Source organism: endosymbiont GvMRE of Glomus versiforme (genome assembly GCF_003546845.1).
In genome coordinates this window covers 112,544-139,467 of the sequence record NZ_NWVA01000009.1, presented here as the reverse complement: position 1 = coordinate 139,467, position 26,924 = coordinate 112,544, and the positions used below count along the sequence as shown (strand labels likewise).

Annotated in this window: 22 protein-coding genes; 4 read left to right on the top strand and 18 right to left on the bottom strand. The window is 28.6% G+C overall.

Annotated features, from left to right (window positions below):
• Positions 1 to 94: 94 nt before the first annotated feature.
• Positions 95 to 955, bottom strand: coding sequence for a deoxyribonuclease IV (locus GvMRE_RS11310; RefSeq protein WP_147411353.1), 861 nt, complete (start codon positions 953 to 955; stop codon positions 95 to 97).
• Positions 956 to 1,321: 366 nt separating this feature from the next.
• Between GvMRE_RS11310 and ligA the strand changes: the two genes are divergently transcribed.
• Positions 1,322 to 3,034, top strand: coding sequence for an NAD-dependent DNA ligase LigA (gene ligA, locus GvMRE_RS11305; protein ID WP_172575394.1), 1,713 nt, complete (start codon positions 1,322 to 1,324; stop codon positions 3,032 to 3,034).
• An 854-nt stretch (positions 3,035 to 3,888) separates the two neighbouring features.
• Here ligA and GvMRE_RS11300 read toward each other — a convergent pair.
• From GvMRE_RS11300 to GvMRE_RS11260, 9 genes are all read right to left on the bottom strand, one after another.
• A complete protein-coding gene (locus GvMRE_RS11300) occupies positions 3,889 to 4,506 on the bottom strand; it encodes a hypothetical protein (protein WP_147411351.1) in 618 nt (205 codons plus the stop codon).
• Positions 4,507 to 4,828: 322 nt separating this feature from the next.
• Positions 4,829 to 5,260, bottom strand: a complete 432-nt coding sequence (locus GvMRE_RS11295; protein ID WP_147411350.1) for an Hsp20/alpha crystallin family protein — start codon at positions 5,258 to 5,260, stop codon at positions 4,829 to 4,831.
• A 12-nt stretch (positions 5,261 to 5,272) separates the two neighbouring features.
• Positions 5,273 to 5,659: a hypothetical protein gene (locus tag GvMRE_RS11290; RefSeq protein WP_147411349.1), complete on the bottom strand. Its 387-nt coding sequence runs from the start codon at positions 5,657 to 5,659 to the stop codon at positions 5,273 to 5,275.
• Positions 5,660 to 6,147: 488 nt separating this feature from the next.
• Positions 6,148 to 7,299, bottom strand: a complete 1,152-nt coding sequence (locus GvMRE_RS11285; protein ID WP_172575393.1) for a pepsin-like aspartic protease — start codon at positions 7,297 to 7,299, stop codon at positions 6,148 to 6,150.
• A gap of 614 nt (positions 7,300 to 7,913) precedes the next feature.
• Positions 7,914 to 8,249 carry a hypothetical protein gene (locus GvMRE_RS11280; protein ID WP_147411347.1) on the bottom strand — a complete coding sequence of 112 codons (336 nt, stop codon included), beginning with the start codon at positions 8,247 to 8,249 and terminating at the stop codon, positions 7,914 to 7,916.
• Positions 8,249 to 8,644, bottom strand: coding sequence for a hypothetical protein (locus GvMRE_RS11275; RefSeq protein ID WP_147411346.1), 396 nt, complete (start codon positions 8,642 to 8,644; stop codon positions 8,249 to 8,251). The genes GvMRE_RS11280 and GvMRE_RS11275 overlap by 1 nt, the downstream gene beginning before the upstream one ends.
• 81 nt (positions 8,645 to 8,725) lie before the next feature.
• Complete coding sequence (locus tag GvMRE_RS11270) at positions 8,726 to 9,082, bottom strand: hypothetical protein (RefSeq protein ID WP_147411345.1); 357 nt, start codon at positions 9,080 to 9,082, stop codon at positions 8,726 to 8,728.
• Positions 9,083 to 9,091: 9 nt separating this feature from the next.
• Positions 9,092 to 9,703 carry a hypothetical protein gene (locus GvMRE_RS11265; RefSeq protein ID WP_147411344.1) on the bottom strand — a complete coding sequence of 204 codons (612 nt, stop codon included), beginning with the start codon at positions 9,701 to 9,703 and terminating at the stop codon, positions 9,092 to 9,094.
• A gap of 2,587 nt (positions 9,704 to 12,290) precedes the next feature.
• Positions 12,291 to 15,296 carry a hypothetical protein gene (locus GvMRE_RS11260; protein WP_147411343.1) on the bottom strand — a complete coding sequence of 1,002 codons (3,006 nt, stop codon included), beginning with the start codon at positions 15,294 to 15,296 and terminating at the stop codon, positions 12,291 to 12,293.
• A 745-nt stretch (positions 15,297 to 16,041) separates the two neighbouring features.
• Between GvMRE_RS11260 and GvMRE_RS11255 the strand changes: the two genes are divergently transcribed.
• Positions 16,042 to 16,782: a uracil-DNA glycosylase gene (locus GvMRE_RS11255; protein ID WP_172575392.1), complete on the top strand. Its 741-nt coding sequence runs from the start codon at positions 16,042 to 16,044 to the stop codon at positions 16,780 to 16,782.
• A 175-nt stretch (positions 16,783 to 16,957) separates the two neighbouring features.
• On the opposite strand, the gene GvMRE_RS11250 is transcribed toward GvMRE_RS11255, so the two are convergent.
• Positions 16,958 to 17,968 (bottom strand): leucine-rich repeat domain-containing protein, encoded by a 1,011-nt coding sequence (locus GvMRE_RS11250; protein ID WP_147411341.1) that lies wholly within the window; start codon positions 17,966 to 17,968, stop codon positions 16,958 to 16,960.
• Positions 17,969 to 18,197: 229 nt separating this feature from the next.
• Here GvMRE_RS11250 and GvMRE_RS11245 point away from each other — a divergent pair, with 229 nt between their 5' ends.
• Positions 18,198 to 18,683: a hypothetical protein gene (locus GvMRE_RS11245; protein WP_147411340.1), complete on the top strand. Its 486-nt coding sequence runs from the start codon at positions 18,198 to 18,200 to the stop codon at positions 18,681 to 18,683.
• Positions 18,684 to 18,791: 108 nt separating this feature from the next.
• On the opposite strand, the gene rpmG is transcribed toward GvMRE_RS11245, so the two are convergent.
• Together rpmG and GvMRE_RS11235 are read right to left on the bottom strand one after the other, a co-directional pair.
• Entirely contained in the window at positions 18,792 to 18,956 is a 165-nt protein-coding gene (rpmG, locus tag GvMRE_RS11240; RefSeq protein WP_147411339.1) for a 50S ribosomal protein L33, read from the bottom strand.
• Positions 18,957 to 18,992: 36 nt separating this feature from the next.
• Positions 18,993 to 19,949, bottom strand: coding sequence for an HAD hydrolase family protein (locus tag GvMRE_RS11235; RefSeq protein WP_147411338.1), 957 nt, complete (start codon positions 19,947 to 19,949; stop codon positions 18,993 to 18,995).
• Positions 19,950 to 20,774: 825 nt separating this feature from the next.
• Here GvMRE_RS11235 and GvMRE_RS11230 point away from each other — a divergent pair.
• The gene (locus tag GvMRE_RS11230) at positions 20,775 to 21,272 is read left to right on the top strand and encodes a hypothetical protein (RefSeq protein ID WP_147411337.1); all 498 of its coding nucleotides are present in this window, start codon (positions 20,775 to 20,777) and stop codon (positions 21,270 to 21,272) included.
• Between the two features lie 487 nt (positions 21,273 to 21,759).
• Here the strand turns inward: GvMRE_RS11230 and GvMRE_RS11225 are convergent, their stop codons facing one another.
• The 5 genes from GvMRE_RS11225 to GvMRE_RS11205 all read right to left on the bottom strand — a co-directional run bounded on the left by GvMRE_RS11225 (position 21,760) and on the right by GvMRE_RS11205 (position 26,884).
• Positions 21,760 to 22,053 carry a hypothetical protein gene (locus tag GvMRE_RS11225; RefSeq protein ID WP_147411336.1) on the bottom strand — a complete coding sequence of 98 codons (294 nt, stop codon included), beginning with the start codon at positions 22,051 to 22,053 and terminating at the stop codon, positions 21,760 to 21,762.
• Positions 22,054 to 22,127: 74 nt separating this feature from the next.
• Entirely contained in the window at positions 22,128 to 22,403 is a 276-nt protein-coding gene (locus GvMRE_RS11220; protein ID WP_147411335.1) for a hypothetical protein, read from the bottom strand.
• A 291-nt stretch (positions 22,404 to 22,694) separates the two neighbouring features.
• Positions 22,695 to 24,395: a type I DNA topoisomerase gene (gene topA / locus GvMRE_RS11215; protein ID WP_147411334.1), complete on the bottom strand. Its 1,701-nt coding sequence runs from the start codon at positions 24,393 to 24,395 to the stop codon at positions 22,695 to 22,697.
• 417 nt (positions 24,396 to 24,812) lie between these two features.
• Positions 24,813 to 25,604 carry a hypothetical protein gene (locus GvMRE_RS11210; RefSeq protein ID WP_147411333.1) on the bottom strand — a complete coding sequence of 264 codons (792 nt, stop codon included), beginning with the start codon at positions 25,602 to 25,604 and terminating at the stop codon, positions 24,813 to 24,815.
• A 5-nt stretch (positions 25,605 to 25,609) separates the two neighbouring features.
• Positions 25,610 to 26,884, bottom strand: coding sequence for a lecithin retinol acyltransferase family protein (locus GvMRE_RS11205; RefSeq protein ID WP_147411332.1), 1,275 nt, complete (start codon positions 26,882 to 26,884; stop codon positions 25,610 to 25,612).
• Positions 26,885 to 26,924 lie beyond the last annotated feature (40 nt).

Genomic DNA, 26,924 nt, shown 5'->3' with positions numbered 1-26,924 from the left:
TTTGAATAATCTATAATGATTCAGATTTAATTTCTCTAAAATTGTCGGGTTTTTAAGTTTAAAAAAATATTCAATATCTTTTTTTTATATTCAATTAACAACTTTTAAGCATTCTTATTTCTTCTTTGTGGCTTTCCTTTTCTTTAGGAGTTTCTAATATTTTAGCTATACCGCTAAATTTAGGGTGTCAAACTATTTTATGTAAAGTGTTTCAACCGATTTGACCATAGCCAATATTCTCATGTTTTTCCTTTCTAGTTCCTAACTTATAATAACTATCATTTAAGTGAATAACTCATAGTTTATCTAAACCAATTTCCTTATCAAATTCATTGATTATTTCTTCTAAATTATCTTTGAAATTATATCCTGCCGAATACATATGGCAAGTATCTCAACAGATTCCTATTTTTTTTTTATATTTAACTTGTTGAATAATACTATTTAGTTCCTGAAAATTGACTCCAATTTCAGTTCCTTTACCACACATAGTCTCAAGAGCTATTCTGATAGAGGGATCATCTTCTAATACTAAATTTATGCCACGAACTATCTGTTTAATTGCTTCGCTCCTTTCAGCATTCAAAGCATTTCCAGGATGAAGAACGATAGTTTCTAAGCCAATTTCAACCATCCTTCTTATTTCAGCTTTTAACAATTTGATTGATTGATAAAAAATGTTTTGATTGAGGATATTACCTAAGTTCATTACATGAGGAGCATGAACTATTATGTTTTTAATATCGATAGTCCTATTTTCCTTTAAAAAATTTTTAAACTCTTTTATTTTTAGTTCAGGAATAGGCCGTCGTTGATTACTTTGAGGAGAGCCGACATAAATAGCTAAGGCGTTAGCTTCATAAGAAAGCGCTTCATGAATTGCTCCTACTAGAAAATTAGGATATGTCATTGAAATATGACGACCAATTATTAAATCATAGTCTTCTTTGTTCATTTTTTACAATCTGTTATTAAATTACATGAATTTTCATGGTATTCATCCATCAAGAATTAGTCAATAATAATTCGATCAGGAATAGATAGAATCTTAGAAACTTTTTGATTCTATGTTACTAGATTAAAAAATTTTTAATAAAAAAACAAGAGAAAAGGTATTAGATCTATTCTTTATATTATGAATAGAATTAAATAATTAATAAAAATAAAGTTTTTAGACTTTTAACTGATTCAGCAATAAAGTCCATAAAGTGATTTTAATAATACAAGACAAAAATCAAGAACGTAGCATCAGTAAAATAAGTAGCTTACAATTTATTATAAGTAACCTAATATGAATTTTTACATGAACAAAAAAAACTTAATGGCGTCAAAAAGAAAAATGAAAAGACTTATTTCTCTGATTGAAAATTGAAATTATAACTATTATTTTCTTGATCAGTCTATTGTTGAAGATTCAATATATGATAAACATCTAAGAGAATTAAAAGATTTAGAAATTAAGCATAATCTTATCCTTCCTGATTCACCGACCCAAAAAGCAGGTCATTCTGCCAGTAACAAATTTCGTCCAATCGTTCGTCAAAAACCCATGCTGAGTTTGGATAGTGTTGATAATTACGAAGATTTATTGAAGTTTGATGAAAGAGTAAAAAAGATATTGAAAAAGGAGGAGGAAATAGAATATATTTGTGAATGAAAAATTGATGGTCTGTCAATCGGTCTTGTTTATCAAAATCATCAACTAATTCAAGTTAGCACGCGAGGAAATGGTAATATTGGCGAAGATGTAACTTTCAACAAAGAATTAATAAAAAATATTCCTTTTTTTCTATCCACGATCGCTAATTGTGAGATACGAGGAGAAATTTATATGAAAAAAAGTGAATTTTTTCGTTTGAATAAAGAATTAGAAAAAAATGATAGTAAATTACTCGCCAATCCCCGTAATGCTGCCTCCGGTAGTTTAAGAACTCTTGTTCCACTCCAAAACAGAAAGTTACACTTTTTTGCTTACCAGTTATTTAACTCCTCCCTAGACAGCCAGTCCACTTGTCTAAGGGAACTAGAAAAACTAGGTTTTGCCGTCAGTCCCGACTATCAATTATGCAAAGGAATCGAGAAAACTAAAGAATTTATCCAAAAGCATGAACCAAAAAGGTTAAATTTAGATTTTGAAAGCGACGGAATCGTCGTGAAAGTAAACAATTATGATTTTTATCCATTACTAGGACAAACCAGCCGCTTTCCTCGCTGAGCTATCGCTTATAAATTCCTCGCCTTGTCTACTACTAGCCAAATAGAAAAAATTTATGTAGAAGTAAGTCGAAATGGACGAATAACCTATGTTGCTGAAATAAAACCAGTAACATTACAGGGAAGCATAATAAGCAAAGTAACACTACATAACTATTCATTTATTCGCAATTTAAAACTAAATATCGGCGATAAAGTATTGATTAAAAAAGCTGGTGACGTTATTCCCCAAATAATTCAACTAATCAAACTAACAGAGAATATTTGGTTGCCACCTAACGCTTGTCCTTCTTGCAACTCAACCCTTAAGTGAAATCCGACTAATATCTATCAAATATGCGACAATAACTACTGCTCTCAACGAACTATTAATCTTCTCGCCCATTTCGCTTCCAAATCTGGTCTAGATATTAAAGGACTTAGCCAAAAAAATATTGAAAAACTTTATCAAAACAACCTCATAAAAAAACCAATTGACTTTTATCAATTAGAACAAAAAAGAGAAGAATTACTAAAACTTGAAGGTTTTCAAAAAAAAAGCATCGATAACATTTTGTCTTCGATCAAGAATTCCAAAAAAAAACCTTTAACTAATTTATTAATAGCTTTAGGAATTCCACTACTAAGTTCGGTTAAAGCCAAAAAATTAAGTATTTTTTATCCTAATTTAGCAAGTATTCGCACTATAATAGAAAACAATGAATGAGAAAAAATTAGGGAATTATTAGGAGAAGAAACCCAAAAGGAAATGAAAAATTATTTTCAAAACCCAGAAAATTTTCAACTTCTTAAAGAATTAGAAAAAATCTGAGGAAATTAAAGTAAACAACTTTTTTATTTTAATAGCAGTAATAACCCTTAATTCAAGGGATAATTAAACCTAGAAATCAAAGAATTATTAACACAATCAAAATTAGCAAAAAATATTTTTTTCGCTGAGCAACTTTTGGTTTAAAATATCAGTCAAAATTTATAGTCAAAAACAACAAAAAGACCAAAAAAATTAACGCTAAAAGACCATAAACTGGAAATCAAAAAGTAAATGCAATATAAACTATCTAACTTATTGAATTTTACATTAATCTTTTGGATAGACTTTGATTCTTTCTTGAAATTTCTCGTTTTCAACTTCATATTTAGAATGAGTATAAAAATGGTTAACTTCTGCTTCTTCAATATATTCTAACATCTTCCTTCTTTCATAGTTATAATTTGAAGTTAAACTATCTAATTAACCTAACTAATAATTCAAATTTTTTTCTTCAATTATTAGGGGGGAATTTTTAGACTCCCCACCTTTCAATTCGCTTAATCAATTAGCCAGAAAAAAGAGATTTTGTGTTGGCTAAAAGCAAATTCGTTTTCTAATTCGAGATAATTATTTCTTAATTTTGGTAATTTTGGAAAATCTACAACCTACATAAATGCCCTTTTTATAGTCAAAAAAAATCCTTCTATTACATTTCCGACAGTTAAATATCGGCTTTCAAAGAAAAAAAGTATAAATTTTTCAAATAGCCCAAAGATTAATCACTGGCAAAACTGGTCTTTTATGACAACAAGGACACTTAGAAACGATAAACATTTTATAAGCCAAAAAGTATAAATTATAACATTGTGCTAGAAAAATAACAATTGTCAAAAATAAAGCGAGACAAAATATTTTTCCCAAGATTACTTTTTGAAAAAGTAGCCAAAATCGATACCAACACTAACAAAAGGGGTATTAACTGCCACTTTTCTTCCCACAGTGAGACCTAAACCACCAGCATTTAAACTAATAGACTTATCCTTTATCGAAGCACCAGTATTAGCACTTATCCCTAAACTGCCATTAAGAGGTCCCAAATCGGTTTCAACTAAGTTAATATTAGCTTCTAAACCCATACTATTGCCATTACCGACACAAACTCCTAAATTACCAGAACCAACTCTAATACTGGCATGTGAATCTTCAAGAGTTAAAATCGAGGTTCTTACTCCCACTTCTGCTCATTTGATATCTTCACTGGGAAAGCTTCCGTCAATACCCACTCCAGTAGTAAATCACTTTACTCCATCTCTCTTATTTTCATAAGCCGATATGCTCTTGCCTTTTATATAGCCACAACTACAATTTTTATCATCTATACAAGGTCCATAACCCTTTTGCTGACTCTGATTTTCTAATCAATAACTATTCTCAACAGCTTGATCAACTTTATAAGTTTCTAAGAATTCCGCATAGGTTGGGATTTCTTGCTTTAATTCAGCAATTGTTTCTGTTTTAGGTATAATGTTTTCGTATACCATATTTTTAAAATTTATTTTTATTTATTGTTTTGTTTTTGGTTATAATTTACTACTCATTAAAGCCAGTAGTCAAGCCGTGCAGTTTTTCTTAACTGAGGTTTAGCCTCGGTTACTAGATATTATCATTTAACGTCCCTCAAGGACGTGACTCGACGACTACTGGTGATAAATAGTCAGTGGTGGAATTGAATTAGCATGATTAGAATTTATTTTCTTTACAATATTATCATTTTATATTATCTAAAAATATAAAAATACTCAGCAAGCACAAAACACATTTTTTCTTTTGTACCTGCTTTTCTTTTTTGAATATTCTTCTGAATTATTCTATTCTGATTTTTCTTCCTTTATTTTCTTCTGATTTAGGAATAGTAACAGTTAAGACCCCCTCTTTATAATCAGCTTTAATACTTTGACTATTAACAGTTCGAGGTAAATTGTAAGTTCTAGTAAAAGACCCATAACTAATTTCAGAAAAATGATATTTCTTATTAGTTGTTTCTTTTTCTTCTTCCTTTTCAGCATGAATTCGTAATTGATTATTGACTAATTCAATATCAATTTTTTCCTTAGGAACTCCCGGTAACTCCGCTTTAACATAATAATTATTTTGATCCTCTTGTAACTCACTGCGAAAAGGAGTGATTTCTCAACTTTCTTCCTCAAAAGGAGAAAAAAGGAGATTGTCTCAAATATTTCGTGGTCAGTTTCTTTTCAATGGGTTATTTTTTATTATTTTATTGTCTCTGTTCATAATAGTTTAACGTTAAAAAATTCTTGTTTGTTTTACTTTAAATAAATCTTCGACTGCTTTTTTTAGTTCTTCTTCATTCTTGTTCCTTAAATTTCATAATCCCGCTCGCAATATTTCGCTTTTAGAGGGATAAAATCCTTTTTTATTTAATTTATCTTTCAAATTTTCCATTAATTCTGCTTCCTCATTAGACAAAGTGATAGAGGTTTTAATTGCTGCCAAATGAGAACCTACAATTTCAGCAACTTTTTTTGTCCCTTCTTTGGTTTTTTGTCAAGCAGAACTGTGGCGGATTTCATCACTTTTTTCTTTACCTTCTTGAACTTCTTCCTTAGCTTTTTGATAGCCCTTTTGAGCATTTTGTTTAACTTTTCCTTGTAAATTATTGTTCTTATTCATTACTTTTATTATATTAGACTTATTATGGAGTTGCGTGGAAAAAATGAGCATTAGGACGAGCGTCCTTTAATTTTTTCTGCCATAATGTTACTTGTAATTATTTAGTCTTTATTTGCTAGATTTTTATCAGTTCTAACTAACTTAACTAATTGCTTTTTTTTATAAATATTCTAATCAGTGGCAATTAGTAACAAATCCAATCAGAATATTTTTTTAAAGTCTCTTCTTTCTGGAGAAGAAAAGTACCAAAGGGCGCCTCCTTAGCAAAAAAACAGTCACTTTTTACTTTTCTTTTTGCCATGGATAAAGAAGTTAAATACATAACTTTTTTGTAAACTTTCACTGAACTTTTTCAACATAATTTATGTTTTATATAGTTTTTTTCTCTTATGAGTGAATATTTTGTAACAAGATGAGAAAAAATGTAGATCCTCAACTCTTGAAATATTTTTATTTTTGACGAAATTTTAGCAATAACTAAGCAATAATTAGAAAAAAACTATCCTGATCAAGAAGCAGAAAAAATATACATTAATTAGCTCGATATTGAAAAAAAGGATCTTATTTACTTCCTTACAATGATTATGAATACTAGGAGCAAACCCCACGGTTTTTTCTTTAGTATTAAATACCGAGTAAACATTTTTTAAGAAAACGTCACCAATTAGCCATATTCCCATTCCATCTACTGAAGATACCTGATTACGAATTCCCTGAATTCCTGAAAAACAAAACCCTGGATATACGGAAGAAATATTACTTATTATAAGATCTTTTGGATCAATACTATAATGAATATTATTAAATTGAAGAGATACTACAGAAGTTGTATTACAAGGTATTGCAAATCCACCGCCTTGAAAGTCAACAAGGAATCCACCAATATTAGCATGAATTTTCTCGGCGTCTTCATACAGAATTTTAAGCAGCGACGTACCAGTATCAATAATGGATTTTCTTTGTTTTTTTAATTCATTTTTTCCTTCCAATTTAGTTTCGTTTCCTACCTCATCTAACTCTATTTTTTTACCATCTACTGATAATCCTTCTAAATTAATAACCCAGAATCCGGATTCACCGATTACTTTATTATTAACAATATCTCCAGAAAATTTTTCCTTGTCAACTCCGCCAAGCGTTAAAGCTCCTTTATCTCCTGAGTCCCTCGCGCGAGATAAATAGATACTAAAGATAGGTTCTTCTACTTTATTCTGTTTGACCATTGTGGAAAAAACGGTTGGAATATGCTGAGTGCTAAGTTTATCAAGAGACAACCCAAGTATGCCATCAAAAGGTGCATTATAAAAATCATCAGTTTCTAAAAAGGCACAGCCAAATTGTTGTTTTTCTGCGATAATTCCGCCGATTTCAACATTCTCAAATGCACCAGTAACATTAACAAAAGATGCTTTTTGATTGAACAAAAGAGAATATTTCTTTTCCGTATTTATAAAATTTTGAGATATTTTCTCGTCAAATTGTTTATGTTTTTTACATGATTTGGATGTGCAATTAACTGAAGGAACCCAAAGATCTGGAGAGCCTGTATCCAAAAGCATTTGAAAGGTTTGATTACCAATAGTAACTGGAAAAGAATAACCACCATCAACATTATTTCCTACCGAGAAACCAGTTAACACAATTTTTGGAAGAGCAGACTCACTACACCTAATACTGCTTCTCTTCCAAAATTGAAGACTGATACCAAAGAAACTACACGAATCTTTCATTTTAGCGACAACTAAATATAAAAAAATAAAAGTTAATAGAGCATAGAAAAAGAATGATATTCTCATTATTGATTACTAATAATTAAAATCTCCTGGAAAGAGCCAACTTATTGATATAATTATTAAAAGCAAAAATATATCTTTATTATTAAATCAATTTGATAAAAAAAGACAACAATTTTTCCGTCTAATTCATAGATCTTTTTTTATTTTCAAGAAAAATTTGAAACATAAAATAAACTACTTTATTTGCTTAATAGAGAAAATGATGAGCTGGCGATATAGGACATTTTTTTTGTTTCATATCCACGCTTATTTCATAATAAAAAAAACAATTGATTGACTACAATAGCAATAAATAAAAAATAAATTATGGCTGAAATAAACTATTCAAATATTTGTAATTAATTTTTAAATTTTTTCTCTTCTTTTTCTATCTTTTTGTCTTAATTTCTCCTAATGAGATTTAGATATTAAAGACTTGCCTGCCTTGAAAATTCGGGTTAAAACTTGTGCTTTTTTTGCTATAATCTGCTAATTTTTTCGAGTTCTTCATTAATTTTACGGTCAACTTCAGCATTTTTTTTTAAAAAGAGTTTATTCTCTCTTATTCATTTGTGGATTCTAAACAAATTAGTAAAAATCAAGAAGAGGGAAAGTAATATAATAACTGAAACAAAACAATGAAAAGCAGATACTTTTGCGTCTTTAGATAAATCATCTAATTTATTAATTTGTCATACAATACTAAAGCAAAAAACAAGCTCAAAAGGCACTCGTCAACCGATTAAAAATTTTTCTCTTTTTCTTTCTAGCTCTCTTTTTTTAGATATTAATTTGATTAATAATAGATTGTTCATTATTTTTTAAAATTTTTTACAACATCGCCTCCAGCAGCAATACCTGAAATAGTTCCAATAATTTCTGCTCCTTCTTCTACATTTTTGTTTTTGATAATATTCTTAGCAATATAATTAGTTCCTTTTGCAACCACCGCAGTTGTTAAACAAACACTTGCCATTGCTGCGCCTGCTGGTGGACAAGCAAAGGTGAGAATTCCTACTCCTATCGCTCCTGATCAACCTATTCCTTGTGCTATTTTTTTGTCTCCTTCGTGCAAGGGACAAGAAATAAAAAAGTCTTTTTCAGTGACTTTATTTTTTAAAGATGGTTCTTGCAGTACTTTATCAAAATTGTTTTCTATTATTCTGACTTCCTCAGTCTTTGGTATTAGATATTCATTTTTATTTACCATGATTTTAATTTTTTTCTTCTATATTTCGTTTTTGCTATCATTAGGCCTCAAATAGCATTAGCATCTAGTATTTAAACAGCGTTAAGTTACTGTTTTTTTTTGTTTTTTGCAAAATTGACAAATGAGTTTTATTTTTCTTTTTTTTCAAGGAGGAGTAAACAGAAATCTTATTGCTTTTCTTTTTCTGCTTTCTAATTTTTGGTCGCAACGGTAACATTTAGCATTTATTATTTTATAGAGACAAAAAAGATTAGCAAGAATGATATAAAGAGATAAAAAAAGCATAGGAAGAGTTAAAAGTAATCCTATTGGAGTTAAAAAAGGAAGATTTAAACCTGCTAAAACACAAGCAACAAGCGATATCAACATCATTTTAAATACTAATGAAGGAATATCTAATTCTATACTTTTTTGTTTTTGGTTTTTAGGTAGCATCATTACTTTTGTTTACTGAATAACACAAGATATTCCTCCTGCTATGGTGCTAATTTCTAATTTCTCTCCTATACTAACTCCAAAACCTGCTGCTTTAAGCTCCAGACCATTAGCACTAATTGAACCACCAGTATCAAGGTTAAGTCCTGCTTTGACTTCTACACCACCACTTTTAAAATCTATCAAGTTAGCACTAGCTCTTAATCCACCAAATCCTCCATTTACCAAATCTACCCCAGCCGAAATAGTTCCAATTTTAAGCTCACCATCATGTCTAGCTTCTCTATATAGAGAAAAATCAACATCACCTGATAAAGCATTACCGCCTAAACCCACACTACCAGAAGCGGTAGCATTTCCTATTTTTCGGTTATCTTCTTTATAAATCGAAAACTCGGGATTTGTGCAATCACATTTAGTTTTTGGACAAAAGCATCCACACAAAGTATTTTTACAAGGCCCATAACCTTCTACTATTCCTATATCACTATTTACTAAGTCTTCATAATTTACTCTTTCATCCCCGTCATGGTTAATTAAAAACTCTTCATAACTAGGAATTTTATATTTATCTTTTAATTCATAAACTATTTCAGTTTTTGGAATTATATTTTCGTTAACCATATTATTTTTATTTAATTTTGCTAACTTCACGACATTAGCCTTTGTTTATTAATTATTCTAATGGTGGAACTGGTAAAGAAATCCACAAGACTATTGAGAAAAACCCAACAATCTAATTAGAATATTACTTTGCCCTGTTTTACTTCTTGGGAAAGTCGCCTAGTGTAAAATAAACAATTTGGAATTGCTTTATTGTCGTAGGATCAAAGGGAGAAGTTATTTTTACTTATTTTGGCTTGTGATCTTTTCTGTCTCTATACTTTTTTGTGCCCTGATGGCACAGGAAGATTTGATATTTTATAAATAGTTTGTTTTTCACGGCACTTCATATATTTTTGTATTTAATTTATACTTTAAGCAAATCAAGAAGCAGTTAACTTCTTTTATTGTTGTTTTATTTTACTCTAAATCTGTTATCTAATATGGAAACTTTTTTACTAGTATTTCATATATCTAATTTTATTATATAAAATTTAATCACTCACTACTCATTTTTTAGAACAATACCCGGTTATCTAAAAAAAGTTTTTGACGGAATAATTCTAATAATTTTTTGTCTACATCACGAACTTTATTTTTAGGACAAATTAGTAAAGGGCATTTTTTCCTAAATGAGAATTTAAACCACTCTTTTCTCCTATAACTCCTATTCCGATCAGTTCCAAACCAAAGTTAATTTCGTCTTTATCGTTTTTAGCAGCACTAGCTAGCTATTGTTTTTCCTACTCCTGCTACTTCTTACTTACTACTACCCTGCTGGTGGACAAACAAGAGTAGCTCCTGCTTACTATACCTATAAATACCTTTGTTGTTTATTTTTTATTATTGGCGCCAGTATTTTTTGTAAAGCAATTATGTAAGAAAAATTGAAAAATTAACAATTTTGTTTTTTTTCGTGTTTGAACAGTTTGGAAATTCAGGAATGGTTTTAATTGTTGAATGATTATTTGTGTTTTTTGTGACGTTAGAGAGTTTTTTAACTAGATCTTCTATTCTTTTAACCTTTTTTGATAATGTATCCAGAGCAATATTATTTTCTTCGCAATTTTTACAAAAGTTTCTGGTAGGTTTTTTTTTGCAAGTTAAAGAACATTTAATAACAGCTGATGATTTTTTTTTTGAATCAACATGAATATCTTTTTTTAAAGAAAGGGTAGAGGAGTATTTTTTTTGTTTTCTTTTCATTGCGAAAGCAAATTTGAAAAATTGATTAAAAAAATTACTATGATTTTTTTATAACAAAATTGTGTAATAGAGCAATATAAAAAAAATCGAAAATTAAATTTAGGTTATAATTGCGTGAACAATTTACTGAACATGTTCATTGTGAAAATCTTTTTTTATTCTTACAATACCAAATTATTAACTATTGTCTTGTTGTAAAACTAACTTTTTTATTTGCTATAATTTATGTTTTTTTATGTAAGCAGTATTCAAAAACTTTGAAAATTTGTTTCTATTAATATGTCTTTTAACCTTTTTTTAGAATTATCTGTGAATCTAATGAAAAGAAATTTTTTTCGAGAAATAAGAGATACTATACTGATCAATACTTTAAATTTCTCGTACCTAAACTCTGTTAAACAATTTTTAATTCTACTTTTGTTTAAAGTATTTAAGAGGTAAAAAGATGTATTTAGATTTAATATTTGAGAGTATTATTAAACCCTTTGATTGAGCCCAAACAGTCATATTAGACTTTTTGTGTTTCTAGTATTATATAGTTTCATCGCTGCGTTTTAATCAAAAATAAAACTGTATTATTTTTTCAATATATTTAAGTCTTTTATAATTACTTTCCCAACATTTAAAAGACAAATTATTTCATAAACATAAAAAAATTGCCAAAACTACATTATTAATATAATCTTAATTTTTTAAAAAATGTTCTTAACTAAAAAAATGCTCTTTAGGCTATTCATTTTGTTCCTAAGTTTATCTTGCGTTTATTCTTCGCTTCTTGACATTGACAGACAGGACTTGCCTTTTTTCGATGGAAATTCTATGAATTGTTGCACTGATACTAAAGCTCCTTCCTTTTGTGATGAACATGATGGGCAACAAATCATCCGTAACTGCTGGAACTACCAAAAAAAAAGCGGATATTTTGATGTTCAGTGTTCACACTAGGAACTAGTTGTGTTGGATTTAGTGCTTTTCTTAATACTACACATTGTTACAAGTGTAGTTAACAATACTGCGCAAAACAAAACGTAAATACAAAACAAATTTAAAGATAGGAGGGAATGAATTAGACTTAATTATGCAAATTTATTAGATTTTTTAAACATTGATATTTCTATTGTCCTTAATCATCTTTGTTCCTTAAATAATTTTGGAAATCTTTAAATTAATCGAAGAACTTCTTTGGAGAAATTTTTTCTTTTTTTTTTTTTTCAAGTTGTTTTCTTGATGATTTTTTTTAGCTTCTGGTCAAGAGTAAGAATGGTTATGATTAATTCGTTTTTAATAAATTTTATTAATAATAAAAATGTCCCTCAGACTTAAAACCTGAGTTACAATGATGTTATTTTTTATTACCAATTAGTGCCTGCTCAATTAAGAGCAAGCAATAATACTATCATCTCTACTCACTAGCTATTTCTTTGGTTTCATCATCTTCGTTAGTTGGTTCTCATCAATTACTAATTTTGTCTCAGAATACTACTGATAAAGCGAGAACTACTAGTGCTGGAATTATAAGAGTTAAATAATTTTGATCGACCACTCATCTTTTTCATAAGCTGTTGTTATCATCACCATTATGTTCTTCTTCTTCAACTTCTCTAGTGGAATGACTTTGTTTTTTTTCTTTTTCAATCAAAAACTTTTTAATACCTTCTAGACTATATTCTTCACCATTACCATATTCTTCTTTGTCTAATTCTTTATCATCATCTCGATAATCATCCATTTCTGTTTTTACTGCTTCTATATCGAAATCTGGATGATTAACTTTATAGGAAAAAATACTGTCTATTACTTCCTCAGGTCTTTGAATCATAATTTTTTCTCAATCATCTAAATTTGCGTTTTCGCTTCTCATATAATCAACAAATGAGTTTTTATCTCCATAAACCTGATTAACTAATTCTTTTAGTTTATCTTCACCTAATTCACCTAATTCATTAGTTCATTCATCAAGCAAATCTTGATCTATTAATGAATTATTACTAATTTTTAATACTTGTTTTAGTTTATCTTCATTAGATTCATCATTATCACTATCACCATCATTACTTTTGTGATCATTATCTTCTTCTTTTTCAGGTTCTCAAGTGCCTTCTTGGGCTTTTTTTAATGATTTTAGAAATCTATCTTCTATCTCATTTAGTTTACGGTAATTATTACCAAGGTCTTCAAAAGCATCAATGTATTTTTTTAGTAATTCGTCTTTATCTCTTGACGAGATAATTTTTTCTATTACTTCATTTAGATTGCCCCCTAATGTACGGAATTGTAAGGCTAAAGAATTTGATTCTGATTTTAATAATTCTTTTTCTGATCTTTCGATTGCTTCATAAATGTTTTCATATTTTTCTTTAAAACTATTGTTCTTATTTCTACACTTAATACTTAGTTCATGAACAGTCTCTTTTATTCTTTGTAAGTCTCATAAACTATGATTTTTAGCTTCAAATTCATCTCCTTCAACCATCTTATCAATAATTTCTTCTAATTCTTCAACATCTTTATCTCTACAAATTATAAGAGAATTCTGTAAAACTTTTAATTCATTTTTTGATACAATTATTTCCTCTTCTTTTTTGATAATATTATTTTCTGAAACCTTTTTATTTTCTAACTTGCTCTTTACTAAAGAAATCTCAGATTCTTTTAACACTCTCTTGGAGTCCATTGAAGCCATTTGTTCGAGTGTTTTTAATTCAATAATTTTCTTTTCAAGTAAATTTACGCTGATATATTTGGTTGGTTCTCCATCTTTAGCTTCATAATCAAGCTGCATATCTTCTACATTGATTTTAACTATTTGATTAGTCATTGATTCTGGTCATTCAGTCGTTTCGTAAAAATTATCTTTTTTAGAAATTGTCATATTATATTCTTTATTATAAGCCGCGAATCTTTCAGAATGTCCCATTTTCACTTCTGCACTCAAAGAGATTAGGAAATTGTCATCAAGTTCTGACAGTTTTGGATATTCTTTTCTAATTTTCCTTACAAATCTCAATAGAGCGACATTATTCATTGAAGTAACTTCCAGACAAGGACAAAGATAATTGTTTTTAAAATCTTTAGGAGTCATATTGTCTCCATAAACCTCTGCAAAACAAAACATCTGATACAGATTTACATCTTTAAATCTAGTACTAATCAGTTCTCCTTCTAGAACTTTTTTATTTCTGTTTTTAATAATTCATTTTTCTAAAGGAAATTTTTTTGCACCATCATTAAATTTTTCAGTTAAAGCTCGAAAAATGAAGAGTCTTTTTTTGTTTAACACTGCTTTGAAAGCCTCAGATCTGTTATCAGGACTTAGAATATTTTTGTCATTTAATATCAGTTGAACTAGTTCTAGCATTTCATCTGGGGTAGCCGCAATAAGATCTTCATCAGTGATATTCATAATCTTACCTTCTAGTCTCTTTCTTGTTTCTTCATCTTTGTAAAACCCAAAAGAGTTACCGGGGAAAACTTGAAATACATCTTTAATGCCTTTTGTTTCTCTTATTTCTTGTGTTTTTTTTCCATAAGGATTTTCGCTTAGCATAAGGGAATAAGAAGAAGCCTTTACAAGTTCAAAAAGCTCTATTGCTCTAGGTCTCTCAACATTTTGTTCTAATGTACTTTCTGTAAGGGCTTGTACAAATTCGTCCCTATCAAATTCTTGTAATGCAACAATAATTTGCCCTAAAATAGGCACCATTCCACCATTTTCTTTAGTTATAAATCTCTTTTCTTTCTGTTTATCTGTTAGCAAATGCTTGATTGAATCATCTATATTATCGAAATTAGCTTCTCAATAATAATGAGTTTGATTGAAATATCTTTTATAATTAGCAGAGATTTCCATCGCATTATCATCAAGTTCAAAAGTTCCGTCTAAGATATCATCTCTAAATCTTACAGCTTCTTCGACAATTTCTTGTCTTCTTATTTCTTCTAACTTAATTTTTTGATATTCTTCAGAATTTAAAAAACCTTCGTTTTTTGTTTTCTTCGTTTCTTCTATCTCTAATTCTTTAAAATTAATTTCAAGTTCCTTTTCATTGATCAAACGTCTAATTTCAGCTTCAGTTTTTAATCCATCTTTAAGTCTTTGCAAATTATTGATAGCTTCTTCAATTTTCTTATAATTACCTAAGCTATTAATAGCTTCACAACAATCATAATCATTAATCATATGATTTTCTAATTCTTCTAAGAGTTTATCATTTCTAGAATTTGTTCACTTAGCTGTGAAAACTTTATCTAATATCTCAGCTGTCTTTCTAGTTTTACTGATATCCTTTGATATTTTACTATTATCAAATATAAAGCTCTCTGGGAGTTTACTTATATCTATATTGTTGTTACCATATAATTGTTCTTTAGCGTCTGCTGCGTTGTTTATTTCATTTATGTTTACCATTACAATTTTTTTTTATTGGTTAATTCTTTATTTAAATTTAATATCAAAATAAATATTTTCATCTGCTAGTAAAAACTTTAGGAGATTAACAAAATATTGGTAGTAGAAAACAATTAATAATGAAAAAATACAAACAATAAAATGATTAAAAAACCTAAAGTTCTAATATAACTTTATAATAAACTTAATAAAACTACTTTCTGTATATAAAGTTTTATGTTTTTATTAATAAATATTAGCATTGGTTATCAATCTTAAAAACTAAAAATAAAAAAAAAAATTTGAAAATTCAAAGCAGCTGTTATCAATATGAATAGATAAAGAATTGTTGAAAGTTGGTATTGAGAATAACCAAGAAAGCGAAGCAATAAAAAAAAAATTATTTAGAATAGTAGAAAAAATATGGCAAAAGTTAAAGAAATATTGTTAAACAAGACCACCAATAAGGAATTATTAGCGGAATATAGAACCACAACTTAATATCAGAACAGGATGTAATTACATTAGATTTAAGTAGTAAACGCTCTATCAAAACAACTAGGGACACTTTTGTTTTCTTAGCATCACGTATTGAAACTTTACAAATTTGAGTAAATTATTCGCAAATAACTAGAAGTACGATAATTTTGATGACGTGCTGCACATTTTGTGCAGCTTAAAAACAAGGTTTAAAAGTCAAAGATAGAATAGGGATAATTAAAATAAATTTATAATAATTAATACTCATTAATACAAAGCTATATTCGTGTTCAATAATAATTTTTTAGAAGAAGAATTTTGTTTAAACAAAATTAAGCCCGGCTGATTCTCTTTTTTTCAGCAGGAAATTCAAAAAGAATATTTTTTATCTTTACTTACCGAGATAAATAAAGAATATCAGAAATATACTTGTTGACCACGAAAAGAAAATGTTTTTCGGCTTTTTCGAGAAATTTCTCTTGATAAAATAAAAGTAGTAATATTAGGGCAAGACCCTTATCATTCTCCAGAAGTAGCTGATGGTATTGCTTTTAGCACTCAAAAACCTAATTATATTCCACCCAGTTTAGTAAATATCTTTTTAGAGTTCAGTGAAGACCTTAACTGTGCCTGTCCTACCAAAAGTGATTTGCTCCCCTGAGTTAAGGAAGGTGTTTTTTTGCTTAATACTGCCTTAACTGTGCGTGGCGGACAAGCCCTTTCTCATATGAAAACATGAGAAGAGTTTACTTATTCTCTATTGGATTATTTAAACCATCATGACCGAAAAATTATTTGAGTATTGTGAGGACGAAAGGCTCAGGAAATTGGTGAAAAATGTGGCATTAGTAAAAAAAATGCTTGTAATTGTTTAGTAATTAGTTCTCACCCTTCCCCTTATAGTGCCGAACACGGCTTTTTTGGTTCCCGACCTTTTTCAAAAACTAATCAACTGTTATCAGAAGCAGGCAAAGAACCAGTTAACTGACTATCTATTCTCGAACCATCTTTGAAAAAGTCCGGTTAACCCTTTTTTAAGAATGAAATACTAGAACAATAAATTATGCTTGATCTTGCCAGTGTCTAATTATGTTGCTATTAGTATGAAAAAACTATTTAATTCTTGCTGACTTAAAATACACAAACTATATTTACTGCTTTCTTGACAACAATTTTTAACTGCTTAAAGTTTCTTGTTTTTTTTACTTATAGTAAGTAAATAAATTTCGGATTGAATATTTTTTTAGTGAAATAACAGAAAAAATTAATATTATTACTATTATTAAAAATAGTAATAATATAGAAAAAATGTTACTTTTTTTTAATAATTTAAGATAGTGTTCAACTTTATTAGTTTCGTAATAAAGCATTTTTTTTTGTTCTAATTCAGTTTCTAGTTCGTCGTAAGCTTTTTGCAATAGTTTTAATCTATTTTCTAGTCTCTTTCCTCTTGTTATTTTTTTTTTCTTGTTTAATTGAGTTATTTCAGTTTGGGTTTCCCGGATTTTAGTCAGCAATAAAGTAATTAATTGAGTTTCTGATTTGGGCATTTTTTCGTTGCAGACTTTAATAATCTTTCTTGAATGACATAATTGTCAGGCTTCGAGGTCATAATCAAAAGGTCTTAATTGGTCTTGGATGGCTTTACATTTGGCATCAGATCTATTAGGGGCACATTCAATTTCAAGTTCTGATTTAACTGTGGCTTTGGCTAGACTAGATGGCAAGTATTCTAATCCTCGATCAATATCTGTGGCTTCAATACAAATGCTCTCTAATTTAGATAAATCTTTTCAACTTTCCAAGGAACCGTAGAAATAATTACGTCTTTCTCCTGCTAAACCATCTTTAGAAGTTCCTATTTTTAACGTTTTTAAATTCTTAAATCTACTAAATATAGCAATGTCAGTTGGTTGGATTTTGTTGTTAGAGACCACCAAAGATTTTAACTTTTCAGGGCAAGGTAAAATATTTAAAAAGTCTATAGAAGTCAAATTGTTATCATAAAGAAAAATTAATTTTAAGTTCTGCATTTCTCCCAAATTTAGTTTAGTTAAATTAGATCTAGGAAGAAAAATAGCCTCCGCATCTACATAATCGCTTAAATCCAATTCACCACTCTCTAATAATTCATCAACATTAATAGTTTTAACTTTTTCTCTTTCTGCTTTAGTTTTGTATTTATTGTCTAAATACTTTTGAGGTGTAACCATAATAATTAAATTAGATTAAATCACAACTTTTTATGGCAATATAAAAAAATGTTAGATGATTTTTCCAGGCATTCTTTTATTATTTTTTTACTAATTCCTTCGTTTTTTATATCTAATTGTAGTGAACAAATGTATATAAATCTATATTTATATTTTTTTAATGATTTATCTGTATTTTAGTTTGTCTTCTTCTTTTCTTTTTATAGCTCTATGAAAAGATAATAATTGTTTGAATAGCATTCAGAAAGAAAACGCTTATCTTCATTCAGAAAATTTTCTATCTTATTTACAGCAAGTTTTAGAAAAAACTAAGTATTTTCTAAAAGAGATAAATAAAATTTACTTTACTTCACTTCCGAGCGGACAAACTGGAATAAGAATTTCTTTATCATTTCTTGCTACTCTTCAAGTTGTCAACCCAGAAATTAAATTCTATCATATAAATGCCTTATTGTTGCAATCAGGAATAGAGAGTTGCATAAGTTTGTTAAGTATTGATCGAGGGGAAAACAAATATCATGTATCAATTTATAAAAATAAAAAATGTTTGCTTGAAGAAAAGATTATCTATCAAAAAGAACTAGAAGAAGTGGTTAAACATTTTCCTGATTTTTCTATTTTGAAAAATTTTCAAAAAGTAGATTTTTTAAAAAATTTTCAAAAATTAAAAAAATATTTTGTCTTACTAAATAATGTTGAAGAAATTGATTATTAGAGCAACAAGCAATTTAATAAAATTATTTTTGTACAAACCAATTGCCCCTTAATCTTCTAAATTCAAGAAAGAAAGCCTTCTTGGTTAGAGAAATAAATAAAATTAACTCTATTTAATGATTTCTTCTTTGTGTTTCTGCGTCTTTCGGCAAAATTTACAATATTTGTTTAAAACCAATTTTGCATCTTTTTGTTGAACCTTGGCTCTAGAAGTACGATAATTTTGATGACGTGCTGCACATTTTGTGCAGCTTAAAAACAAGTTGATTCGCATAACTATTTTTAGTGTAGATAATTTAAGATTTAATTTTTACTTAGATAAATCAAAATAATCAGTCAAGTATTTAGCTACCCCATCACTGTTAAAAATTCCAAAATCGGTTATGCCATAAGCATAGGTTTTTAAGTAATCATCGCTGTCAGCGGTAACTATACCTTTACCAACACTATGCACCAATTCTATATCGTTAACATCATTACCAAAAGCAATAACATTATGTATTCCAATGTTGTATTGAGTTGATACTCACTTGGCTCCCATGCCTTTGCTGGCTAATTTATTACGGATTTTTATTATTTTTTTTTCTAGGTCAGGAACTAGAACATTATCTCCTAATTTTTTTGGGTCTTCTTTTAACTTGTTTCCAAAGTAAAAAGTAATCGCATTGCTGTATTTTCTTCGCAAAGTTAGTAAAATTTCGTTAAAAGCTTTTTCATCTTTCGGAGATTCTAACGGAAATTCTAAAACTAATTGCAAAGCATCTTTTTCTCCTAAAAGTGGCAAAATATTTTTTTCTTTTACATAAGGATTATTATTAAAAAATATCTCTCGATAATAGATATCATCACTAGTGCTAATAGTTTTTAAATCTATTTCTCCATTTGCTTTTAATCCATTAACATGGTCTATTAGGACATTATGAATATTTTCTTTAATTATCGGTTCATTTAAGATATCTTTTACTATTTCATTTTTAATAGGGTGAAAAACCACTACTTCTTTATTATTTTTATCTGCAGGGTTATTAATATAGGCTCCATTATAAGTAACTAAAAAAGTATCTAAACCTACTTCCTTGTAAAAAGGCAGGGCAGATAAATAGTTTCGCCCCGTGGTAAAGCAGATTTTATGTCCTTGGGCTATTAATTTTTGTAAAACCGCTTTTAGATTTTGATTTAAAGTCGAAAAATCGGGATTAGTGCTGGTTCCATCGATGTCTAATTTAATTAAATGTTTTTCTTTGTTTTTTATTTTTTTTACATTCATATTTGCTTGTAATGATAATCTAATTTTATATTAAGTTATAACCGCAACAATTTTCTATCCATTTCTGGTTAAAATAAATGCAAGTAAAAATTTTGTCACTTTCTTTTTTATGTTTGATCTAACTTTATTTAGTTCTTTATTAGTTTTATTTATCAGTTTTACAAAGAATAGAAAAAATTTGTCATTCAATTTGCCATTGATAGAACAATAGAAATTTAATGTAATATATAAAGAAAATTTTGGAAAACAAGGAGTTTTAAAGCATTTCTGAGTATAACAGGCGTAAAGTTAGCTGTTTTGCTAAACTAAATGGAGCGCTAAATCCTACAAAAACCAGATTTTTTTGTTTTAAAATAGTCACTAATAATTATGTTGTGCTGAAACTGTTAATATAAATTGCGCAAATATATTTTTTAATTAAATACTGAGAGATTTTATATACCTGATTCTATAAACTTTGCTTGTTATTTCAATTCTCTCAATAACTACAGTTTTATTTAAATTTTTATAATAACAAAAGCATGGAAAATTATAATTTTTCTCCCCCAATTCTCCTTCAACAAAACAAAGATAGATTAGAATTAATGCTAAAAGAAGCAGAGGAAAATAATTATAAGGTTTGTTTTTTTTTGTGTTAAGAATTTTAGGCAAATTTTTTACTTAAAAACTTATTCTATAAATTATAAACCTTAAAAGATTTCGGTTTTTTGTTCAGCGATTTGGGAATGCGATAAGAAAATGATGGCAGTAGATATTTGGTTATGCAAAAGAAATGGAACTGAATACATCTTTTTTTTTCTAAAACGAAAGACTTATAATATACCAATGAACGATTCTCTTCAAAATCTCTCTATTAGTAATTTAGTAAATAAAACAACAGCAGAAGAATGCGCACTTAAAAAAATCAGTGAGTTTGGCCGACCTGCTACAAACGAATACAAAGAGAAAATGGTTTCTTATCTACAAACTATCATGGTAAAAGAATTTTGCTTTTCAAAAAAATGTGATTATCTATTCGAGCAAGAAAAAAGATCAAGCGATCGTTTTCCGGCAGATAGATTAGCTCGACTATGCGACAAAGAAGAATACACAGAATTTTTAGACAGTTCCGTCATCCCTTTTTTTGCTGAAAAAACAAGAAAAATTTTGTATACCATGAATAATGTTTCGTCATTAAGTTTAGAAAATTATGCAAAATACTACGCGGAATTTATGTTCATGTGGCTTGATAAGTTCGAGGTTAGCAAATATTTTTTTACTAGAAAATTGCTTGTTTCCGAACTTTTATTAAAAATTCTTATTTTTTTCCCTCCAGCTTGATAGTTAATTTTGCGTTACATACACCTTCTTCAACATTCTTATTTCATTCTCTCGAACGAAAACACACACTTTATTTCATGAGTCAATATCATGATAAATCATAAGATGACACAACAATTCTAATTTTTTTTAGCATTCTTTTTATAATCAAAAATTTAATAATTTATCAATGTATTGTTATTAACAACATGTACGTAGCAAAAAGATTCAGTTTTTTAATAATAAAACTATTATTACCTTGACTATCTAAAGGTTGTCAGTAAAAATAAGCAACTAAGACTAATTTCTGAGGGTTGCAAATTAATCTACAACATTCTTATTAATAATAAAATTGATTGAAAATGAAAGTTAAGAAGTAAAAAGGCTGCAGCAAAAAGCATGTAACAGTAAAAATTCATTTCTATTTCTAATATACGCCTTTTTTAAATTCTATGAAAAAGTATGTTAACAACAACAAAAAACGGAATTAAGAATAATTATTGGTGTTATTTTAATGATTTGGGTTGTTGGCTTGAACTGCTTGAGCAAAGTGTTCTTGATATCTTTGTTGTTCTTTTTGTCAATCATTAATATTCTCAATTTTGTCTGTACTAATATCAAAAACATTTCCTTCATCTAAATCGTTAGTGGTTCCTATTTTTGCTCAATTTTCCATTCCTTCCTCACTTGTTACTATTCTCTTTCACATCAAAAATGGGGCTAAATTTGCTTTCAATTGGTCTACTCCTGCCCCTATTCGACCAAAACTACCAAAAGTAAAAATAGTTAGTTGTTCAGTAGGCAAATCAATTAAACCATCACTTATATCAGTAGCATTAATGTCTAAATCTATTAATTCATCTATATTGCTAATATGACTTAAAGAACCTTTTCACTGATATTAGTTAGAGTTAAATATCTAATAAATTGCTTTTCTATAGTCAAATGTTCTAAATCAGTAAAAGCCGACAAATCTAAATCTCCAGTTAAGCTTATTTCTAAAGGCAAATAAAACTTGTTTGTTTCATCTTCATTTTCGCTTATGTGATAAGGATCATCCAATTCTTTGTCAGAACGGATATGAAGTTCTTGAATACTATTTCCTAGGCTAGTATCCAGAATATTGTTATTTAATCAAACTTGGGCATTTACCATATCCTATATTTTTAATCTAATATCAACATAACTAACTGTCCAAGATCATTGCAAAAACTATCGAATGACTTAGCAGAAATAAAGCAAATTTCTATCATTTTAGGGTTTAGATTAGAGCGATCCTCTTCTTTTTTAATCCACTAAGAACCTTACGAAAAAAATGAAAAGAAATGGAAAAACAACGTTTCTGTATAATGATACGAACAACAGTAAACCATAACTAAACTGAAAATTGTTAATCTGCCAAGCTCGCACTTAACAACATATTAATGTTCTGAATCAATAATAAACTTAACAAACTTTTTTAAAAGAAGGGAAAAAATTCTCTCAAAAATTCTTAATAAAATCATAATATCTTTTTTTTCCTTGACTAATTTTGTCTAATTCAATTTCTAAGGAAGCAGTATAGTTCTCATTTATTAGTGATGAAAACCTTTCTTGTAATCAATTATTAACTATAAGTCCTTTTTCGATTGGAATAAATTGTCCTTTTTCATTCAATTTCACATATTTTCTTTTAACTAATGTTTGACCGAAAGTATTATAGGTAGAAGGGCGACCAATTCCTAATCTTTCTAGTTCTTGCACAAGACTTCCTTCATTATAACGGACTGGTTTATTTTCTTGATATTCTTGAACCTCAATTTTTTTGGCTTCTAGTTGGAAAATTGCTTCTAATTCGCTTTTTAATTTGACATTATAATTAGGAAAATAAACTTCCGAAGCAGCAACTAAAAATCCTGCAAACTGGCAAATCCTTTCAGCAGTGACAAAATAATAATCATTATTAAGAAAAGTATAGGTGATTTTGTTAACTTGAGCCGGGTTCATTAAGCTAGCTAAAGTGTGGTTATATATTAATTTATATAGATTATACTCTTCCTCCGATAAAGAACTTTTAATTTCTGCTGGATGGTAATCTAAGTAAGTGGGATGAATAGATTCATGGGCACCTTGAACATTAAGTGTTTTTTCTTTCTTTTTCCAGGCTGGATTAGTATTAGAATAATTAGAACCTCATTTTTCTCGAATATATTTATAGGCTGAACTCACGAATTCTTGATTAATACGAGGAGAGTCAGTTCGTGGATAAGTAATTAAGCCGACTTGTTTTCTTTTAGTTCCTATCCAAACCCCTTCATATAATTTTTGGGCTAATTGGGTAGTTCGAGCCACCGAAAACCCTAATTGGGATTTGGCCTCGAATAATAATAAAGAGGTAATAAGTGGTGGTTTTGGTAGGATAAATTTTTTTTCTTCTTTTTTGCTAACAAATTGGAAAATTAAGCCCAATTTTTTTTTAATTTCTTCGGCTTCGACTTTGTCCTTGTAAATAATTAATCCACCAGCCTCATCAACTTGTTTCAGAATTATTTTTTGCTCATTGACTTGGCAAATGCCACAAATGATATAAAGTTTCTTCTTTTCAAATTGTTTAATCAATTCTTCTCGCTCAATAATTAGTTTCAAAACGACTGATTGCACTCGACCCGCTGATGAGGCTTGCAGTTTTTTTTGTAATATTGTGCTCAGACAAAAACCAATCATGCGATCCAACACTTGCCGAGAAAGTTGTGACTCTACTAAATTTTGGTTAATAGTCAAAGGATTATTTAAAGCCTCCTTAATGTTTCGTGGTGTTATCTCATAAAAAAGTAACCGCTGATATTGAGCAGGAGAGAGTTTTAATAGTTGGACAATTTCCTGAGCAATTGCTTCTCCTTCTCGGTCAGGATCAGTAGCTAGATAAATTTTAGCGACGTTTTTCCTAACCAAGTATTTCTTTCAAAAATCAATAAGTTTTTCTTTTCCTAGAATTGTCTTATAGGTAGGATCAAAGCTAGTTAAATCGACTCCTAAATTGTAAAATCCAATCTTATCTAGTTCTCATAAATGACCGCTAGTAGCAAATATTATGTAATTATCTCCCAGAAATGATTCGATTGTTTTTTTTTTAGTAGCAGACTCGAGAAATATTAGGTTTTTTTGCATAAAACTGATCTTTTCTAATTTTATAGACTAAATTATTGGAAAATATAATGTTCTAATCTTAATTAGTGTATAAAATCAATTTTTTATCTAATAAACTAAATGCAAAAGTAAAAAAGACAATTATTTGCCCTTTTTTAGATTATTTATTTTTATGATCTGTTCTCTAATATTATTTCAAGAAAAATGAGAATAAAGTAAAGCATAAACAACGCTGATAATTAAAAAAAAAATGATTAAAGGTTTACTGCGATCTTTTTCTAAAGTAAGACTGAAATAGCTACCCATTACTATAAAGGGCATGGATATTCCTGACGCAATAATAAAAAATATTTCTAAGTTTCTTAAAAAAGCTTTTGGTCCCATGAATTATTTATGTACATTATACATTTTATAAATTTTTAGATAATAAATATTGCACTAGACTATTCTTTTCTGACTTCTGCTTTTCTTTTTAACACAAAACAAGACAACTAGACTAATACTTACCATTAGAACCACAAAAAAAAGAAATTGATAAATTTTTTGTGGTTCTAATGGTAGCGTTCTACTTTGAGCTTGGAAAATTTGTTCTAATTCAGCTTCTTGATCAGAAGTAAAGCCACTTTTTCAATGAACTTCTCGATATTTGTAACTCAATTCGCCATACTCATCATATCCAACTCTGAATGATTTATGAACTAACAATTCACTTCATGAACAACCACCTATTCCTTTACCATTAGAAACAAGAATTTTTTTAAGAGTTCATTCACTAGAATTTTGCTTAATGAGTTCAAAAATATTTCTCTTAATTTCTTGTTCATCACCCTCGCTAATATTATTTCAAAAAGGAATACTTCCACTAACGTTATATTTGGTTCCACCAATTACAGTTCATTCGGATAAACTATTTAATACTCTTTCTTTTAACTTCCGAGATCTGCTGATTAGGCTTTCTCTCTTTTTCTTTTCATAAATAATTAGATCAGTTAAATCAATTTCACTATTTCGAATTGCTTGTATGACCTTTTCAAAGTCGTTGTCAAGTTGGAGCTGAGAACTTTCGACAACTTTTAATTCCTCATCAGTTAGCAATTTTGAACAGCGTTCTTTGTAGAGTAAAGACATAAGATTGGCAATTAATCACCCTGTCTTTTGAATAGCTCCCTTTGTGTCTAAAACAGGATCATTTAATATTTTTTGTTTTATTTCTTCTGTTATTTTTACCATAATGTTTAATTTTTAAATTTATATCCATATTTTGGTTCTACCTCAATGCTAAAATTAAATTCTTTCCCGTATTTAGCAGGAATATCACTCATATACTTTTTTATATCGCTAACTTTTGAAGTAGAACTAGTTAAACCATCAAGGGAGTTTCCAGTTCTATTTATCTCGTCTTCTAGATCATCAATTCTTGTTCTTTTGTGATAGTTATTTCCTTTGTCATGAGCCTTTTTTTCTTTTTCTATTTCTCCATGTTCTGAGAAATTTAGACCTAAAACACAGCTGTTAACTAAATGTTCACAATTATTATCGGCTAAACTGAACTTGTTTTTTCCATCGAAATAAGTGCTATCCGCTATATAAGCCTTGGCGATATGCCTAATTATATCCTCGCGATGTTTAAAAGGAATAATAGTTTTTATGCGAACAATTTTATCGGGTTCTCCCATCCAGAATTTTCTGAACCTTTCTCAATTAACAATCTCAACTGTGTCTCTCTCATCATTATCACCATAAAGTCTAGCGTACTTGCTACCTATACTACCATAAAGAGCAGTATACGGCAAATAATACCCAAGATAATAATTACCATAACCATAACCACCGTAATAACTACCATAAGAGTTTAAATAATTACTAAGATAACCTGAGTTAGGAACCGCATGAACAACCTTTTCACTACCTAAATAAATACCCGAATGAAGAAGCATTGATCGACCATTCATTGTCCCATAAACTTTTACAATATCTAAAGGTCTAATATATTGGTCAGGATTACTCAAAGTAGTTGATAATTCACTTCGACTCACTAATGACATTTCAGGCGAAGAGCTTTCACCATAATAAGTAATGTTTAACGGCAAATGTCTGTATATCACTGGGTTATTTCCCTCCATTTTTCATCTTAAAGTTCATGCTTCATTTTTCGCAGTTGAAAAATCATTCTCTGTTGAAACAATATTATAGGTAAATCATTCACCAAAATGTCTGTGCTCATCTTCATAAACACAAATTCATAAAGTATAATTAGAATATCCATTGATAACCACCATACAATCATTATTAAACCAAGTAGAAAAAAAAATAATAAAATGTATTTGGCCTGTTATGGAGTGAGAACGTCTTTTGAGAACACTTTCATTCTCTAATATCTTTTTTAAGTCATTAAGATAATAAGTCTTGGAACTACAACTGCCAGCATCTATACCAATTTTTTCTAATCTATTTTTTTCACTATCATCGATGCCGTTGTATCACCAGCTTCATAAATTTTTCCTTGTCATATCTATTATTATAAATTTATTTTCATAAATTTTATGTAAT